The organism is Caballeronia sp. A2-2 (genome assembly GCF_057612605.2).
In genome coordinates this window covers 1,489,336-1,506,290 of sequence record NZ_CM173618.1, presented here as the reverse complement: position 1 = coordinate 1,506,290, position 16,955 = coordinate 1,489,336, and the positions used below count along the sequence as shown (strand labels likewise).

Annotated in this window: 13 protein-coding genes; 5 read left to right on the top strand and 8 right to left on the bottom strand. The window is 61.2% G+C overall.

Annotated elements, in window-relative coordinates:
- Positions 1-2: 2 nt before the first annotated feature.
- The 3 genes from ACZCWR_RS30555 to ACZCWR_RS30545 are packed head-to-tail and all read right to left on the bottom strand — an operon-like array spanning position 3 to position 2,213.
- Positions 3-590: a flavin reductase family protein gene (locus tag ACZCWR_RS30555; protein ID WP_487305403.1), complete on the bottom strand. Its 588-nt coding sequence runs from the start codon at positions 588-590 to the stop codon at positions 3-5.
- 1 nt (position 591) lies between these two features.
- A complete protein-coding gene (locus ACZCWR_RS30550; RefSeq protein WP_487305402.1) occupies positions 592-1,308 on the bottom strand; it encodes a GntR family transcriptional regulator in 717 nt (238 codons plus the stop codon).
- A complete protein-coding gene (locus tag ACZCWR_RS30545) occupies positions 1,305-2,213 on the bottom strand; it encodes a polysaccharide deacetylase family protein (protein WP_487305401.1) in 909 nt (302 codons plus the stop codon). Before ACZCWR_RS30545 ends, ACZCWR_RS30550 begins: the two co-directional genes overlap by 4 nt.
- Before the next feature lie 268 nt (positions 2,214-2,481).
- Between ACZCWR_RS30545 and ACZCWR_RS30540 the strand changes: the two genes are divergently transcribed.
- From ACZCWR_RS30540 to ACZCWR_RS30525, 4 genes are read left to right on the top strand one after another with little or no spacing between them, the layout of a single operon-like run.
- Positions 2,482-3,537 (top strand): ABC transporter ATP-binding protein, encoded by a 1,056-nt coding sequence (locus tag ACZCWR_RS30540; protein ID WP_487305400.1) that lies wholly within the window; start codon positions 2,482-2,484, stop codon positions 3,535-3,537.
- Between the two features lie 37 nt (positions 3,538-3,574).
- Positions 3,575-4,828, top strand: coding sequence for an ABC transporter substrate-binding protein (locus ACZCWR_RS30535; RefSeq protein ID WP_487305399.1), 1,254 nt, complete (start codon positions 3,575-3,577; stop codon positions 4,826-4,828).
- Positions 4,829-4,841: 13 nt separating this feature from the next.
- Entirely contained in the window at positions 4,842-5,759 is a 918-nt protein-coding gene (locus ACZCWR_RS30530) for an ABC transporter permease (protein WP_487305398.1), read from the top strand.
- Position 5,760: 1 nt separating this feature from the next.
- On the top strand, positions 5,761-6,651 hold the full coding sequence (locus ACZCWR_RS30525) for an ABC transporter permease (protein WP_487305397.1): 891 nt from the start codon (positions 5,761-5,763) through the stop codon (positions 6,649-6,651).
- Here the strand turns inward: ACZCWR_RS30525 and ACZCWR_RS30520 are convergent.
- On the bottom strand, positions 6,648-8,414 hold the full coding sequence (locus tag ACZCWR_RS30520; protein ID WP_487306193.1) for a tannase/feruloyl esterase family alpha/beta hydrolase: 1,767 nt from the start codon (positions 8,412-8,414) through the stop codon (positions 6,648-6,650). The genes ACZCWR_RS30525 and ACZCWR_RS30520 overlap by 4 nt on opposite strands.
- A 471-nt stretch (positions 8,415-8,885) precedes the next feature.
- Here ACZCWR_RS30520 and ACZCWR_RS30515 point away from each other — a divergent pair, with 471 nt between their 5' ends.
- A complete protein-coding gene (locus ACZCWR_RS30515) occupies positions 8,886-9,401 on the top strand; it encodes a hypothetical protein (protein WP_487305396.1) in 516 nt (171 codons plus the stop codon).
- A 34-nt stretch (positions 9,402-9,435) separates the two neighbouring features.
- Here ACZCWR_RS30515 and ACZCWR_RS30510 read toward each other — a convergent pair whose 3' ends face one another.
- The 4 genes from ACZCWR_RS30510 to tssK form a co-directional block, all read right to left on the bottom strand.
- Complete coding sequence (locus tag ACZCWR_RS30510) at positions 9,436-10,182, bottom strand: hypothetical protein (protein WP_487305395.1); 747 nt, start codon at positions 10,180-10,182, stop codon at positions 9,436-9,438.
- Positions 10,183-10,246: 64 nt separating this feature from the next.
- A complete protein-coding gene (gene tssM, locus ACZCWR_RS30505; protein ID WP_487305394.1) occupies positions 10,247-14,212 on the bottom strand; it encodes a type VI secretion system membrane subunit TssM in 3,966 nt (1,321 codons plus the stop codon).
- 33 nt (positions 14,213-14,245) lie between these two features.
- The gene (gene tssL / locus ACZCWR_RS30500) at positions 14,246-15,562 is read right to left on the bottom strand and encodes a type VI secretion system protein TssL, long form (protein ID WP_487305393.1); all 1,317 of its coding nucleotides are present in this window, start codon (positions 15,560-15,562) and stop codon (positions 14,246-14,248) included.
- 41 nt (positions 15,563-15,603) lie between these two features.
- Complete coding sequence (gene tssK / locus ACZCWR_RS30495) at positions 15,604-16,950, bottom strand: type VI secretion system baseplate subunit TssK (RefSeq protein WP_487305392.1); 1,347 nt, start codon at positions 16,948-16,950, stop codon at positions 15,604-15,606.
- Between the last annotated feature and the right edge of the window lie 5 nt (positions 16,951-16,955).

The following is a 16,955-nucleotide window of genomic DNA, read 5'->3' as shown; positions in this document are numbered from 1 at the left end:
CACTAAAGCACGAACCGGTCACGCGTCGTCACGTAATCGCTCGCGCCGAAGCGTCCAACCGGAAAGTAATTCTGCAAGCGCACGCGCCACGTATCGAGGTCGATCAGTTCATCGCGCGCGTGCAGCATCAAGACCTTGCCGATGAAGATATGCCGGCTCGCCGTCTCCAGCGTTTCCCACAGCGCGCATTCGAACGCCACCGGCGCTTCCGCGATGCGCGGCGGCTTCACCTTCGACGAAGCCAGCGACGTGAAGCCCACTTCGTCGAGTTCGCTGACATCGGCGGCAAAACGTTCGCCACAGCGATGCATCTTCTGCGCGATGGCTTCATCGGCGAGATGCACGACGAATTCCTTCTCGCGCGGCACGTTCACGGCGGTGTCTTTCAGCGTGCCGTCCGCGAGCCGGTTGATGCTGATCATCACGATCGGCGGTTCCTCGCCGAGCATGTTGAACATGGAAAAGGGCGCGGCGTTCACGGTGCCATCGGCGGAAAGGGTCGTGACCAGCGCGATGGGGCGTGGCACGATCAGGCTCGCCATCAGTTTGTAGCGCTGATATTCGGTGATCGTTTCGAAGTCGATCTGCATCTCACTCCACCTCGGTTCGTTGAGCGGGCGTCATGCCGAGCAGATGCGCGAGTCCGCGTTCGCCCGGCATGCCCGATGTCTCGATGCGCGCTTCCAGCCCGCGCAGATGCGCCATCATGTGCGCGACCGCGCCCGCTGCATCGCGGGCCTGAAGGCAATCGAGAATGGCCGTGTGTTCGTCGTGCTCGCACGGCGCGTTGCCCGCCGGTTCATACATGCCGACGATCAGCGAGCAGCGCGAAATGAGTTCGTTGAGATAGTGCGCGAGCGTCGCATTCCGCCCGAGCGCCGCGATCCGCAGATGAAACCCGCTCGCCAACCGCGCCCACGATGGCTGATCGAAGCGATGCATGGCCTCGTGCTCATGCGCGAGTTGTTCGCGCAGGGCTTCGATATCGGCATCGCTGGCGCGCGCGGCGGCCAGTTCCACGAGCGCGCGTTCCACCGCGCGACGCGCCTCGAAAATCTCGTGCGTTTCTTCGCGCGTGGGCTGCGCGATCACCGCGCCCTTGTTCGGCCTCAACACCACGATGCCATCGTACGCGAGCTTTTCCAGTGCACGCCGCACCACCGCGCGGCCCACGCCGAACAGCGCGCACAGTTCCGGTTCCGGCAGCTTGGTGCCGGGCGTGAGCCGCCGGTTCAGCACGCCATCGAAAATGGTTTGATAGATGCGTGCGTCCGCGCTTTCGTGGTCCTTCGCGCGTGGCGTGTTCATGCGGCGAGCGTCTCGTGCGCATGACGCGCAATGGCGCCGGGCGTCGTGAGCCAGATATCGCCGCGCGCCGCCGCGATGTGTGCAAGCGCCCGCCGCAAGTGCCGCAGCCGATACGGCTGCCCGACGATATACGGATGCAGCGCGATGCCCATCACGAGCGGCTGCGCATGCTCGCCACGCTCTGCCTGTTCGAGCATCTCATCGAACTGATCGACGATCATGTCCGCGAACGCGCGCATGTCCATCTGACGCGCCATGATCATCGGCAGATCGTTGAGTTCCTGCGGATAGGGAATGGACCAGAGATCGCCCGCGCGCGTGTGCATGCGCACCGGGCGGTCGTCGTGACACCAGTTGAGCGTGTAGCGATAGCCGGTTTCCGCGAGCAAATCCGGCGTGCTCTGCGACTCGGAGATCCACGGAGAAAGCCATCCCGTTGGCGCGATGCCCGAGGCTTCCTGCATGCGCGCACGGCAATGCGCGAGCAACGCACGCTCGCCGGTTTCATCGAGATCGCTTTGACGTTGCGCGTTTGTGTGACCGTGCGCGATGAGTTCGTCGCCACGCGCGGAGCATGCTTCGATCAGTTCGGGACAATGATCGTAAAGCGATGTATTGATGAGCGTGCCCGCCGGCATGTCCAACGAATCGAACAATTCGATGCAACGCCACGCGCCCACGCGATTGCCATACTCGCGCCAACTATAGTTGAGCACGTCCGGTTGCGGCGACAGCGGCCCGAGCGCCGCGCCGAGTCCTTCACCGAATGCGAAGTGCTCCAGATTAAAGCCAAGGTACACCGCGAGCCGTGCGCCGTTGGGCCATCGATAAGACTCGCCTTCATGAATGGCGCGATAGTCGAAGCGCCCGTGCGTGGTCAAAGCATCGAAAGACAGATCGTTCATGTTCGGGTGTCGATGAACCGGTTTGGGTTTTACATGCCCCAATGCGGACGCAATCCGCACCGCGATCGCACACGTCATCCGTTCGAAAGTGTCGACGATGGGGCCGGCCGATCGTATGCAAGTTGCGCGCCGATTCGTCGACACAAGCGGGGTGGCGTTCCGCTATCTCATACGCCCGAATGCGAACCAGGTCCACGCAAATGGCATCCATCTTGCAATGGCTTGCGGCTGTCTTCAACGCTCATCCCTTGCGACAGGACACGCCTTCATGGTTCAGCCGGCTTCAACTGTGGTTCACGCCAGCCCCGCCGATATCGAACTCGTGCACGTCACGAAGCGATACGGCGATTCGCTCGCGGTCGACTCCATCGACCTGCGCATTCCCGGCGGCGCGTATTGCTGCCTGCTCGGGCCATCGGGATGCGGCAAGACATCGACCTTGCGTATGATCGCGGGACACGAATGGGTCTCCGAAGGCGATGTGCTGATCGCCGGGCGCAACGTCACGCGCGAGCAACCCGCCGCGCGCGGCACGGCCATGGTCTTTCAGAGCTATGCGCTCTTTCCGCATCTCTCCGCGCTCGATAACGTGGCCTTTAGCCTGAAGATGCGCGGCATCGCGAAGGATGCACGCAGGAAGCGGGCTGGCGAACTGCTTGAACTCGTCGCCATGTCCGCTTATGCGAACCGCAAGCCCGCGCAGTTATCGGGTGGTCAACAGCAACGCGTGGCGCTCGCGCGTGCCTTGCTCAACGAACCGCGCTGTCTCTTGCTCGACGAACCGCTTTCCGCGCTCGATCCGTTCCTGCGCGTGCAGATGCGTGCCGAACTCAAGCGCTGGCAGAAGGAACTGGGCATCACGTTCGTGCATGTCACGCATTCGCAGGAAGAAGCGATGGCGTTGGCCGACCTCGTCGTCGTGATGAGTCACGGACATATCGAACAGAGCGGCGCGCCGTTCGATGTATTCAATCGTCCGCGCACGGAGTTCGTCGCGCGCTTTCTCGGCGGTCATAACGTGCTTGGCAACGAGGGACGCTTGTTCACGGTGCGCGCGGACCATTTGCGTATCGCGCCGCAGGGCAGCGCGCCTGGAACCAGCGCGGGCGAGGGCGGTTTGATGCGCATCGGCGGTGTGGCGTGCACGGTGCGCGAGGCCGAGTATCAGGGCACGCATGTACGCATGACGCTCGCGCCGCTCGACGGTTCGCCCGAACTCGTCTCCATGATCGGCGATGCCGATTACGACGCACAACGCCTCGCACCGGACGCACGCGTGACCGTCTGGTGGGACGAACGCAACGCGCATCCGCTCGCGGCCTGACGGCGTTTCAGAACAACTTCAATCGAGGAGAGAACACATGAGCGATATTAAGGAAGGGCGTCGTACCTTTATTAAAGGCGCGGTTGCGGCGGCGGGCATCGCCGGGTTTCCGTATGTGCACGCGCAGGAAAAGATCACGCTGCGCTATCTCGGCACCGCGGTGAATCAAAGCTCGGACATCGCGAAGAAGTTCAAGGAAGACACGGGCATCGAGATTCAATATATTCCCGTGACGACGGACGATGTGACCAAGCGGATCATCACGCAGCCGAATTCGTTCGATATTGTGGATACCGAATATTTTTCGCTCAAGAAGCTGATTCCGGCCGGCACGCTCGCGGGCATGGATGCGAAGCGCATCAAGCTCGCCGACAAGATCACGCCGGTGCTGACCAAGGGCGAAGTGAACGGCAAGAAGATCGGCGATCAGGGCACCGCGCCCAAGAAAGTCATGTTCCTGACCGGCGCGCGCACGACCGAATTTTCCGCGACGCCCACCGAATGGATGACGCTCATCCCCACGACTTATAACGCGGATACGCTCGGCATTCGTCCCGACCTCATCAAGCGTCCGGTTTCGACATGGGCCGATCTGCTCAATCCGCAATTCAAGGGCAAGGCCGCGCTCCTGAACATTCCGGCTATCGGCATCATGGATGCAGCCATGGCGATCGAAGCAATGGGTCAGGTCAAGTACGGCGACAAGGGCAACATGACGAAGGCCGAGATCGATCAGACCATCAAGGTGCTGATCGAGGCGAAGCGCGCGGGGCAGTTCCGTGCCTTCTGGCGCGACTTCAACGAGAGCGTGAACCTCATGGCATCGGGCGAAGTCGTGATCCAGTCGATGTGGTCGCCCGCCGTCACCAAGGTCCGCACGATGGGCATTGCCTGCACGTTCCAGCCGTTGAAGGAAGGCTATCGCTCGTGGGCGTCGGGCTTCGGCTTTCCGCGTTCCTTGCAGGGCAAGAAGCTCGATGCGGCGTATGAGTTCGTCAACTGGTTTCAGGATGGCTGGGCGGGCGCGTATCTCATGCGTCAGGGCTACTATCCGGGCGTCACGGAAACGGCCAAGACGCACATGGAAGCCTATGAATGGGACTACTGGATGGAAGGCAAGCCCGCCGCGAAAGACATCCACGCACCCGACGGCCAGTTGCTCGAAAAAGCCGGCAGCGTGCGCGATGGCGGTTCGTACACGCAGCGCATGAGCGCGATCGCTTGCTGGAATGCGGTGATGGACGAGAACATTTACATGGTGCAGAAGTGGAACGAGTTCATCGCCGCATGAGGATGAACTGACGATGGCTTCCGTCGAATATCTTCAGGACAAAGCGAGCGCGAAACCGGTGCGGCACCGGCGCGTAAGCGCATGGCTTCAGGCCACGCCGCTCACGTTGACCTTCGTGTTGTTCTTCATCGTGCCGCTCATTATCACGTTGATCGTGAGCTTCTGGGACTTCAACGAATATCAGATCATCCCGGCGTTCACGCTCAAGAACTACGCGGCGATCTTCGACGGATGCAGTTCGCTCACCGACGTATGCGTGACCTTCAAGACGTATTGGTCCACGCTCAAGTTTTGCGTGATCGTGTGGGCCGTCACGCTCGTGCTCGGCTTCACGATTGCGTATTTTCTCGCGTTCCATATCCGTACCACGGCCATGCAGACGATCCTGTTCCTCGTCTGCACCATTCCGTTCTGGACCTCGAACGTCATCCGCATGATCTCGTGGATACCGCTTCTGGGCCGCAACGGTCTCGTCAATCAGGCGATGATGTCCGCGCATCTCATCGATCAGCCGCTGGAATGGCTGCTGTATTCGAACTTCTCCGTGGTGTTGGCGTTCGTGCATCTGTACACGTTCTTCATGATCGTGCCGATCTTCAACGCGATGATGCGCATTGACCGCTCGCTGCTCGAAGCCGCGCGCGATGGCGGCGCAAGCGGCTGGCAGACCATTCGCGATGTCGTGTTGCCGCTGTCTAAAACCGGCATCGTTATCGGATCGATCTTCGTGGTCACCATCGTGATGGGCGATTTTCTGACCGTGGGCGTGATGGGCGGGCAGCAGATTGCATCGGTGGGCAAGATCATTCAGGTGCAGACCGGCTATCTGCAATTTCCGGCGGCGGCGGCCAATGCCATCATTTTGCTGGCGGTCGTGCTGATGATCGTGTGGGCGCTCACGCGCGTGGTCGATATCAGAAAGGAACTGTGAGATGGCGAATGTCCGGCATCGCGAGCATCGATCGGCCAGTTTTTATTGGCTTGCGCTGGTGTTCGGCTTGTTCGTGCTGTTTCTGTATGGGCCGGTCATCACAATCTTTATTCTGTCGTTTCAGGGTCCGGAAGGCGGTCTCACGTTCCCGATGCGCGGTGTCTCGCTGCATTGGTTCGAAGCCTTGCGCCAGGGCGTCGGCGATGTCGATATCTGGGCTTCGTTCGGCCGTTCCGTGAAACTCGCGCTCGCGGTCACGGTGCTCACCGTGTTGTTTTCGCTCTGCGCGGGACTCGCGTTCAGAAGGCGTTTTCGCGGCGATACGGCGGTGTTCTACGTGTCGGTGGCGAGTCTCATCATGCCGTCGATCATCGTGTCGCTGGGCATTGGACTCACGTTCCGTTTGCTCGATAACGCCATCAAGTATCTGGCGAATGCGTGGGGCTTTCAGTCTTTTGCCGATGCTTGGACCACATCGATGGGCCTTTACACTTCGGCGCTTGGTGCGCATCTCACATGGACACTTCCCTTCGGATTGCTTGTCATGTTTGCCGTCTTCAACCGCTTCAATCCGGCCTACGAAGAAGCTGCGCGCGATCTCGGCGCGTCGCCATGGCAGAGCTTTAAAAACGTCGTGTTGCCGATCATCGGGCCATCGGTGATCGGCGTCGGCATGTTCGGCTTCACGCTTTCATGGGATGAAATCGCGCGCACGTCGCAGGCCATCGGCGAACAAAACACCTTGCCGCTGGAACTGCAAGGGCTGACGACTTCGGTCACCACGCCGGTTATCTACGCACTCGGCACCATGACCACGCTGATGTCGCTCGCCGTGATGATCGGCGGATTGCTGATCGTCACGGCGATTTCACGACGTCGAAAGGTGATTTAACGCTTGCCGTCCCAATCCCAACGGGCCGAATTCCAGTCGTCGTCATCGCGGCTCACGCGGGCTGCGCGCCAGTGGTTGCCGCCGTTGCAATCGAGCGTCGAACCTTGCGCGCTGCATGTCGCTTCATAGCCCGGCGAGTACAGCCATTCGCCGACCCAATGCGTCTCGACGTGCGATTTCGCGCGTGGCACGGGAACGAAGTTCGCCGCGTCGTCTGTGCTGCCGGTGCCCGTGTAATGCGCGACCAGCGGATACGGAAACACCGGGCGCGTGCGCGTGGTCTGTCCCGTGCCATCCACGATTGAAGCGATGATCTTGCCCGGCTTCATATCCGATTCGACCCATGCCATGGCAGGCGTGAGCACATCGAACACGTTCGGACCGTCGCCGCCGCCGCAATGCGCGACGCCGGGGAACAGATAGAAACGCGCGAACTTCTCGACGCGTTCATCGCCCATGTATTCCTTCATCTTGCGGTAATACTGCAAGGTCGATTGCGGCGAGATGTGCTGATCTTCCAGACCGTGCCACAGAATCAGCTTGCCGCCGTGCGCGTGGAACTTCGAAAGGTCCGGGTCGGTGGCCGCGAGATAGTTAGAAGTCTGAACCGTTTTGAGGAAGGCATCGACGGTGAACTTGAGATCGCCGAGCGTGGCGCCGGGGTTCGACGTGTTGAAGTAGTCGAGGTATGCAAGAAACGGCAAGATGAAGTTGATGCTGCCACTCGGACCTGCATCGGTCGTCGGCACGAACAGCGTCCATTGCAGTTCCGAACCCCATTCGCGCGAGATCGGCTGCTCCAGATGACGGCCGTATTGATCGGTCGCGCCGTCGTGAATCTTGCGAACGACGGCTGCTTGCGCTGCCGTGAGACACGTCGCGTCCGGCTGGCCTTGCGCGCAGACGAGCGTGGCGGGATCGAAGTGGCAGGACATCGGATCATCGACGATGCCGTCCGTCACGCCGTCGATTGCATCGCATGCTTTGAGCACGGCCGCGTGGATCAACGGCAGCTTGTCGGCGGTGAGGATGTACTTGCCCGTTTTCGGATCGATGTTCGCGGCCGCCGCCCAGCCATGGTGATACGTGTTCTGCACGATCAGATCGTTGGCCGGTGCGCCCGCCACGATGCCGTCGAAGTCGTCGGGATAACGTTGCGCTTCCATCAGCGCTTCACGTCCGCCGTCCGAACAGCCGTCGAAGTAGGAATACTTCGGCGCGCGCGCATAGAACTTGTTGATGATGGCCTTCGCGACTTGCGCGGTCGCGTGTTCGGCGCGATAAGCGAAATCGATCTTGGCTTTCGGGTCCAGCGCCCACGAGCCATCGTTGCCGCCTTCGTGTCCCATGTCCGTCGCGGCGATGGCAATCTGCCCGTTCGTCACCGGCGCGCAGGTGTTGGCCATCGGTGCGTTGATCGAGAGATTGCCGCACAAGCCGCCGCAGCCGGTTTGCAGATAGCGCTGCGTCCAGCCTTGCGTCGGTAAGCGCAATTCGAACAGCGATGCACCCGGCCCGATGCTGCCTTTCACATCGCACACGGCGGAGGGCAGCGCGGTGTTGCCAATGACCGTGCCTGCGGGCAACGCGGTCACGGACGTGATGGTGACCGTGCCATCGGTGACGCCGGTGAGATCGAGGCTTGCGACTTGCGCGCAGGTCATCGCCGGCATGACGGACGCGAGATCGGCGAGCCCCGATGACGTAGCCGCCGAGGCCGGGTTCATGAACATCAACATGAGCCATGCGCCGATCAGCGTCATGAACCTTATGGGATAGCGCCACGCGTGCTTCAAACGAACTGCTGTTGGGACTGCCGTCATCTTCGCCTCCGGAATTGTCATCGTCGATTGGCCTGCTGTACTGGACGCGAGAATGGTCGAGCGATGCTGACGGCGGCAGTGGGTGTTAACCCATGTGCGAATGACATTAAAAGAAGCGTCGATGCGATGCGCGCCATGCAGATGAACGCGTGAGCGTTGCATCGACCTTCTGCGCACGCGATAAACGAATTAGATAGCGGGGCAAACGTTTCGCAAGGCGTCTATAAACGCACGACCGCTTTGGTATGCAAAACGATTGTTGGGGTATCGAATTTGTTTATCGTTAAACGAAGCGACGCGCGCTTACACGCTGGCAGCAGCGGTTTTGCTTCTGGTTAACCCATGCTTTGTTAAACGCGAACGCGCGCATAGGGTGAGCGGCAACCTTTATCGCTTATTGGAGATTCGAACATGGGTAGCAATCCGCAAACGAGCAGCGTCAGTTATGCAGGCAGCACGCTAACCAGTCAGACCTTGCGCGCAGGTGTGGCGGGCGGCGTGACGGGCGCGGTCATCATCTGGATTTATGAGGCGCTGATCTGGGTCGGCGCGCAACATCTCATGCCGCTTGCGGGCATTCCGCGCAATGCGACGGGTCTCGTGTTCGGCAAGGCGTTTCAGGAGGCCATCGGCATCTGGGCGTATGTCATTGGCACGGGCATTCACTTCGTGTTCGCCATCGGCTGGGGCATTCTCTTTGCGATGATCTGGCCGAGCTTCCGGCGGCGCGGTTATGAGGCGACTTTTGTCGCCTTGTTCTATGCGATCTTCGCTTGGATCGTCATGCATGTTGCGATCATGATCGCTTCGACGAACCATCCGAATTACTTTGATCCGCAGGTTGTTATTGGCGGGTTCATGTCGCATTTTTGCTTTACGGTGCCGTTGGCGTTGGTGGTTAAGCGGAGGCTGGCGGGCGTGAAGTAAGAATGGCGAGCACCGGGTATCGATTGCGACGAACTCAATCCAAGGGCATGAAATGCCACTCGCGCGCTTCAGGGTCGAACAGCGCGAGATCCACATTTTCGCGAGTCGTGTCCGGCCGCTGTGTCATAGGACGGGCTTTGCGCAACGCATGAACCGCGGCGGCCTTTCGCGCCCGATAGTGTAAGTGGTCTTCCCAAGCAAACAATCCCGCCCGCTCATACAGGTAGGCCGCTTCGTCGAGCGAAAGCGCGTCGACTTCGAAACGCGCGGGCATCTCGGCGGGGGCAGCCTTCTCTACAGCGCGCCACAGCCGGCACGGAATGCCGTTGCGCCGCAGAATGACACGTCGGTCCTGAGCAAACCACGACAGATGCAGGAACAAGGTGAGATTGTTGTTCATTGCCCGAAAATAGTGGATCGGCAGTTTGCTCGCTTGCTCAACCTTATAGCGCAACCCCGGCTTCGCGCGAAGAATGCCCTCCATCATCGCGTCCACGGGTGAGAGGAAGCCGATGATTCCTTCGCCTTGAGGCGTAGATTCGGTCGCCAGAATGCAACTTCCATCTGGAGCCGTTTCGATGTGCACGAGGTAGACGTCTGGCTCACGGAAATACGGATAGTTGCCAGGTGCCAATCGGCCTTGCTCGCGCATGGTCCGTTCAAGTTTTTCATCTCCATCGCGGTCCAGCGTTTCGCGGAAACGCGAGGCTTTCTGTGGAAAGTCCTGTTTTTGGATAAGGTCGTGCCACCACGGCTTGCGGTCAGACTTGTCGTTGTTCATTTTCGCGCTTATTCGTGTCCCGGCAGGGCGCGGGCTTGTGTCGCTTGCAGGGGTCGTTCGGATTTCATCGAGGATCGCCGATGGTCGTCTTTGCCGCAGGCAACCCCGGCGGTGGCCCACTATCCGCAAGGTTGAACACCGGCAGCGAACTCGGGCAACGGAAACTCGTGAGCACATCGCTGGTCAGCGGATTCGCCACGCTGCCTGCGCTTGCGATATCGATCGCCGCCTTGCGCCCGTCGAAATCGAACACCACGCGCGTGCGACCGAGCGTGGCCGTTTGTTGAATCTGTCCGCGACGCAATAGCCGTATGAGCGCCCAAGGACCATCGGCGGCGATGGTCGATGTCTCCGCGCGAATCCGCGGACTCGCGGTTAGCTCGACATGCACGCCACCACGCGGTCCCGGCCATGCGAACTTAAAAGGCGTGACCGGACCGTGCTGATACAGCGTACTTTGTCCGTCGATGTCGATAAGCAGACCCAAGATCGTCGGATCGACTTCAGGCACGCGTAGTTCGGTCTTCCACGCAAGCTGCTTACCCTGATCGCCGAAGAAGACGCGACGAATTTCCTGCGCATGCTGGAACGGTTCAAGCTCCGGCCCATGCACCGGTTCCGTCGAGCCGGGCAAGGTTTTGTAACGCCACGGCTGCGCGGACGTATCGACGAACGGTGCAAGGTTCTTCGTGAAGAAATCGTCGATCACGCCGCCCTGGGCGAACACACGCGTGAAGTCCTCGATGCTGATATCGCGGCTGCTGTCCGGCGCGAACGGATAATTGCCTTCGACCGCGAGACGGCACGCATCACCCACGACCGCCTGCGTTTGACGCGAGAGCAATTGACCGACGCCCTGATTCACATCACGCGAGCCTTGCGTGGACAGTCCCAGCAAGACTTCGCGAAACGGCGCAGGCATGGTTGCGGCCGCCATTTTCAGTTTCGCCGATGCATCGCTTGGCGGCGGCAACCCGTTATTGACGAGCGCATTGTCCGCAATGGTCAGCGCCGTGTAGCTTTCGTTGAACAGCATCATGACGCTATCCAGTGCAGGCTTGCCGGGCGATGCTGCATCGGATGCGGCCTGCGCGCTGCCAGTGACCATCTCGCGCAGCGGCGCGAAGTGGTTATCGACCAATTCGCGTTCGACACGCTCTTGAGCACGGACGCCAAGCAGCTTCGCTTTTTCATCGAGCTTGCTGCTCGTCTTGTCGAGGAGCGTGCTGTCTGTGTCGGTGATCTTTTGCGTGAGGGTCGTCTCGCGCGCGGCAGCACGCGCGAGACGGGCGAGCGGCGAATCGGGTGCCGCGAACTGACGCAAAATCTGCAGATTGAACGCGATGCTCGATCCGGTGACAGGGCGAATGTCCGCGAGAAAATCATCCCAGTTCTGCGCGTATTCGGTCAGATAGAGTCGCCGGATCGCATCGGTGAGCGAATCGTCGGCGTTTGTTACGTTGCGCGCGAGTTCAAGTGTTTTTTTTTGAGCCGCGTCGGACCAGCTCGACAGATAGGCGCGACCCATGACCCATGCATCGTCTTCACGCGCGGCCTGCACGAATTCGGTGAGACGCTTGTCGAACAGATTGCGATAGCCGTCAAATGTGAAAAGCCCCGGCACGCCACGCGAAAGCGGCGCGCCGCTTGCACGCGTGAGCACGGTGCCCGCCTGTGGACCGACCACGCGCAGGAGCGTGAAGTCATCTGGCGCATCGCGCAACATCGCGGCTTTCGCGCGGTCGTAGAGACGCTGCACGCCGTTGCTCGTATCGAGGAAGGCGCGCGCGCGTTCGATCAGCGCATCGTTGCGAATGAGCGGCGATTGCACGACACGCTCGCCATTGAAAAGTCGCTCCACGTGACCCAGCATCGACGCGCGACCGCCGAAGATTGCCGCGCTGTCTGTGCGTGACCAGTCATCGAACACCCACGCCTTGACCTCCTCCGCGTGGAAATTCGTGCGGTCGTACATCATCAGATAGACGCGCAGAGCCGTATAGGCCGTCTGCGCATTCTTCTCGGCGATGGCCTGCGCGATCACGGCTTCCATTCTGCGCACAAGCTGCGGCAGAAAGAGGTTATCTTCCAGCGAGCGATAGACCTGTTCGCTCACATCGACGACGCCGGGCGCAGCATACAAACCGTAGCGAAAGCGCGCATCGGGATCGGCCAGATCGAGGCCGGTCCATGTCGGCAGATAGCGCGCTTCATTCAATGTATCGGGAATGCGCTCGGACTTGGGTTCGCGATAAAGCTGTGCGACCTGACCAGAAAGCGCCTGCGCCTTGCGCCTGACGACCTGTAGATAATCGCTGTTGTTGCCGAAACTCACGCGCAGAGCGAGCGCCAGCCACACGAAAAGCACGAGCGCGACGGCGTGCCCGAGAAGCCGAAGCACGCGTGAACGATATTCCCAGCGCAGATTCGGCCGCACCAGATACGCTTCGGGAAGAATCACCTTGGTGAAGAGATCGCGCAGGAAGAAGCCATGCGCGCTATCGCTCGTCGTCTTGTTGCTCCAGCTTGCTGTTGATGCGCCGAATGCGGCTGCCAGACGCTGCATGATCGTGAGCGGCTCTGCGGCCACCGTCGTGCCGCCCTGCATGGCGCTCGTGAAATACACGCCGCGCAGCATCGTCTGATGCTGCGTGTTGTCGTAAAGCGAATCGATGAACAAGTGCGAAAGCAAGTCCGACAGCGGCGCGATGATCGCTGCAAACGCTTCGGGAAGCGTCGTCAGTTGACGGCGGCGCTTCATGTCGTATTCGTCCTCGAGTTGCGTATTGACACTTGCGCTCAACCGTTCGCCCAGTGCTGCGAGTTCGCTCGCACAGTGCGCCTCGAACGATGCCTCGTCCAACGGCAACGTAAAGCCCCAGATTTGCGCGCGGCTTTCTTCAGTGAGCGAGTTGAAGTAATCGACGAACCCCGGCAGCCGGTCCATCTGCGTGACAATCAGATACACGGGGAAGCGAATGCCGAGGGATGTGCGCAGATCGGTCAGACGCGTGCGCAACGCCTGCGCTTCCTTCTCACGCACGGACGCATCGGGATTCGTGAGCAGATCGAGCTTGATGGTCAGCAAGGCGCCATTGATCGGCGTGCGCGGGCGGCGTCGACGCAGCAGGCGCAGGAAGCCGAACCATTCGTCCGTGTCGGCCTGACGGCGATAACCTGCCTGATCGACTTCAGCGGTGCGCTTCTCTGTCGTGCGAGCGAGGCTATCGTCGACACTACGCGCGGGCGTCTGCGGTGGCGGCAGTGTATGGCCCGACTCGCCGGGATGCACGAAGTGTCCGGCCGTATCGATGAAAACAGCCTCGTTGGTCAGCCGCCACTCGACCAACGCGTCCGACGATGAGCGGATTGCGCGCAGCGGCACGCTTGTCGTAGGCCACGCAAGTCCCGCATTGGAAATCATGCGCGTCTTGCCCGATTGCGCCGAGCCCAACGCAATGAACCACGGCAACTGATAAAGATGACGCGTCCCCTGAAACAACCGCGCCACGCCCCGCGCGCCCGTGCGCATCGACTTGAGGCGGTCGAGCGCGCCGCTCATGCGGGCTTCGATCTCCCGCAGTCGCGCCGCCGCCGGCGATTCACCAGGCTTGTCGCTTTCGACGGCGAGCGTCTTGCGCAGAAACTGCGGATCGCGGCGCATGCGTTGCCAGACCCGGTAGAGCGCCCACATCACGAAGAGCGCGATGACTACCGCAATCGCGATCATGCGCGCATCGACCGGCACGAACGGCTTCGACTCGCCGAGACTCAACAGCGGCGCGGCATGCCAGATGAGCAGGCACAGCAGCGCGCCGAAAATCACGGCCATCGACCAGCGCTTGATCCACAGCAGCGCGCCGCACAGCAGCAACACGATGATCGACACCCGCAGCGCGATGCTCTCCAGCGGCTTCAATCCGCCAAAAGCGATATACGGCCCGAGGAACCAGACGCCGAGCGCGAGCAGAATCAGCACCGCGAATGCCATGAACCCGCGCGAGCTCAGAAACGAGAGCAACTTCTTCATTCTTTGAAATATCCGTGGTGAAGCCGCAAAGGCCTAGGGCGTGACGTTGATCGCCACGCGCCGGTTCAGCGCGCGACCTTGCGCCGTGGCGTTGTCGCCGACCGGGTCCGCGTCGCCGCGCCCGATGGCTTCCAGACGGCTGGCGGGAATGCCTGCGGCTTGCAGCATCTGCATGACTTGCGTGGCGCGTTCGAGCGAAAGTGCTTCGTTGGATGCGAACTGGCGTGTCTTGACCGGCACGCTGTCCGTATAGCCGCTCACGGTGACCTTGCCCGGTACCTTCGCCACTTCGCGCGCGATCTTGACGATCAGCGGCGCCATCGACGCATGCACGTTGATGCCACCGGGTGCGAACATCGCGTCGCCGCGGAAGGTGACGGCGCTGTGACGCGCGTCTTCATCGACGCTGACGGTGCCCGCCGCGATCTCGTCCTTGAGCAACTCGCGCAGATGCGGCAGGCGGGGCGCGGCTGGCGGCGTCATCTTGCCGATGTCGGCGATCTGCTTCTCGACGGCAGCGCCATCGGCGAGCAAGTGGTACTTGAACCAGCCGAAGAGGCCGGCCAGCACGAAGCCCAGCAACGCGAAGCTGATCCACACCGGGAAGTCATAGACCGACAGGCGCTTGCCGCGCGCGCTGGACGATGCATGCGCGGACAGGGCAATGGCAACGGGCTTTCTCTGTGCCTGAATCTCGTGATAGAGCCGCTGGCGCACCGCATCATGCTTGCGCGCGCCATCGGCTTCGTGTCCATAGCGGCCCATGAATCCCAGACTCAGGATGCGAAAGATCACTTCGAGCAGATCGAGATGTTCGTGCGGCTGCGTGACCAGACGCCCGATCAGCAGATAGATCTTCACGCCGCCTTTGCGATCTTCGTGGAACTCGGTGGCGAGCCCGTATTTGATCCACGCCACGCCCGATGCCTGCTGGCCCCACGTGGTCTGCATGGCCGCTTCGTCGAGCGCGGTACAGAGGCAGTAGCGCGCACCGAGCATGTGTTCGCGGCGGATGTTGGCCTGTTCGCACAGGCGCTGAAAGCTGCGCACTTCGTCCTTGAGTAATGCGTGCAGCGCGTTGATCTGGACTTTTGTCAGCTCGTCCGGTATGTCGGCGATCGCGCGCAGGAGCGGACGACTCGCTTCGAGCAAGGGATTCGGAGCCTGCTCGATGGCGCGCAAGCGGGCGGAGGCGGCTTCACCGGGCGGAATTTTCTTGATGTATTCTGCCGAGAGAACCGCTTCGGCTTCTGCGGCCTTGGCCTTAGCTTCGGCCTCAGTCTTGGCCTTATCATCGGCGTCGGCCTCAGCCGCGTTCGTGTTCGTTGTCGGTTGCGCTTGATCCGTCATCCCGCTATGCCCCATCCTTCATGTTTGTCGCTCGAGCGCACTTACCCGCGCACGCCCCAAAGCTGTAGCTGCAACGACGGAAAGTCGCCCGCCACATGCAACGCGATGCCGCCGTGCTGCGCCACCAAGTCCCACAGCGGCCCGTTTTGCTCGATCTGAAAATACACATAGCCCGCGTTGAACGGGATCTGACGCGGTGGCACCGGCATGGATTGCATCGTGATACCGGGCAAATGCGCACGAACGAGATCGGGCAACCGTTCGGAGGGCGCGATCTTGGCCTGCGTGGCGAACTGCCGGGCGAGGGCTTCGGACGGCATCTGCGCTGAAACGGCCAGCACGAGCGCGGTGAAGCCGCGAATCTCGGCCGGATCGATGGACGCGTTGCGCATGCCATAACCCGCATCGGTGAGCGCGATGTGCTGCGCGCTGCGTACCAGCACCGCGTTGAGCAGCCACTGCGTGTCATCGACGAGCGGCCTCAGGCACACGTGCGGGGCGTCATGCTGATACGGCGGATGCGATTCCAGCGGCCGTCGCGTGCTCGGACGCACGTAGGTCGAAAGCTCGCCCGCGAAGCTCGACAACACCGCGTAGAGCGTCTCGGGCGATGTGGTCGGAATGCGGCGCAGGTGCTTGAGCAACGGCTCATAGCGATTGAGCGTTTGCAACAGCAGATAGTCCGACACTTCGGCAACCGAGCCGGCCTGTCCGTCGCTGCCGGTCAGGCGCTCGGCGAGCCGGTTGGCGCGCATGCGGGCGAGGTCATGAATATCGCCGAGCCACGTAGTCAGTAATTGGCTCGCGCCAAAGCCCGACACGGGCGGCACGAGCGTCCTGTCGAGTTCGATGCTGCCGTCCGCGCGCAAGGCGTTGACCTTGGTGAGCGGCAAGCCGATCCACGCATCGGTCAGTTCCTTGTGAGGCAGCAGGCGCACACGCAGATTCGAAAGCTGCACGGCCTTGAACCCCTGTCCCACGGAATTGGCGTCGCGCAGTTCCGTATCGAAGACGGCGTAGCGTGCAAGGGAATCGGGCGTGTTCTCGAAACTGGTTTCCTCGCCGTTCGGCACGCGAATCGGCACGGCCAGATAGATGACCTGCTCGAGATGCTCCTGACGGATCGTGAGCGGCGCGGGCGGCGGTGTGCTGCCCGGCGTGTCGAAGGGCGTGCCGTCAGCGAAAACGCCGCTTGCCGAGCGCAGGACGATCTTGCCGAGCGCGAGCGCCTCGTCATCGATCTCGTAGTGCGAGAAGCCGAAGAAGAACGGTGAAAGCGCCGCTGCGCGCTTATGCGCGAAATGTTCGAGGTAGCGCTCTTGCTGCTGGAACAGTTGCGGGCGCAGGAACAGCCCTTCGCTCCAGGTGACCTTGTTATGCCAGCTCATGGGAA

Coding starts and splice junctions, on each gene's coding strand:
- ACZCWR_RS30555 (WP_487305403.1), bottom strand. CDS start 590: ATGCAGATCGACTTCGAAACGATCACCGAATATCAGCGCTACAAACTG.
- ACZCWR_RS30530 (WP_487305398.1), top strand. CDS start 4,842: ATGGCTTCCGTCGAATATCTTCAGGACAAAGCGAGCGCGAAACCGGTG.
- tssM (WP_487305394.1), bottom strand. CDS start 14,212: ATGAAGAAGTTGCTCTCGTTTCTGAGCTCGCGCGGGTTCATGGCATTC.
- ACZCWR_RS30525 (WP_487305397.1), top strand. CDS start 5,761: ATGGCGAATGTCCGGCATCGCGAGCATCGATCGGCCAGTTTTTATTGG.
- ACZCWR_RS30550 (WP_487305402.1), bottom strand. CDS start 1,308: ATGAACACGCCACGCGCGAAGGACCACGAAAGCGCGGACGCACGCATC.
- ACZCWR_RS30535 (WP_487305399.1), top strand. CDS start 3,575: ATGAGCGATATTAAGGAAGGGCGTCGTACCTTTATTAAAGGCGCGGTT.
- ACZCWR_RS30545 (WP_487305401.1), bottom strand. CDS start 2,213: ATGAACGATCTGTCTTTCGATGCTTTGACCACGCACGGGCGCTTCGAC.
- ACZCWR_RS30540 (WP_487305400.1), top strand. CDS start 2,482: ATGGTTCAGCCGGCTTCAACTGTGGTTCACGCCAGCCCCGCCGATATC.
- tssL (WP_487305393.1), bottom strand. CDS start 15,562: ATGACGGATCAAGCGCAACCGACAACGAACACGAACGCGGCTGAGGCC.
- ACZCWR_RS30510 (WP_487305395.1), bottom strand. CDS start 10,182: ATGAACAACGACAAGTCTGACCGCAAGCCGTGGTGGCACGACCTTATC.
- ACZCWR_RS30520 (WP_487306193.1), bottom strand. CDS start 8,414: ATGACGCTGATCGGCGCATGGCTCATGTTGATGTTCATGAACCCGGCC.
- ACZCWR_RS30515 (WP_487305396.1), top strand. CDS start 8,886: ATGGGTAGCAATCCGCAAACGAGCAGCGTCAGTTATGCAGGCAGCACG.
- tssK (WP_487305392.1), bottom strand. CDS start 16,950: ATGAGCTGGCATAACAAGGTCACCTGGAGCGAAGGGCTGTTCCTGCGC.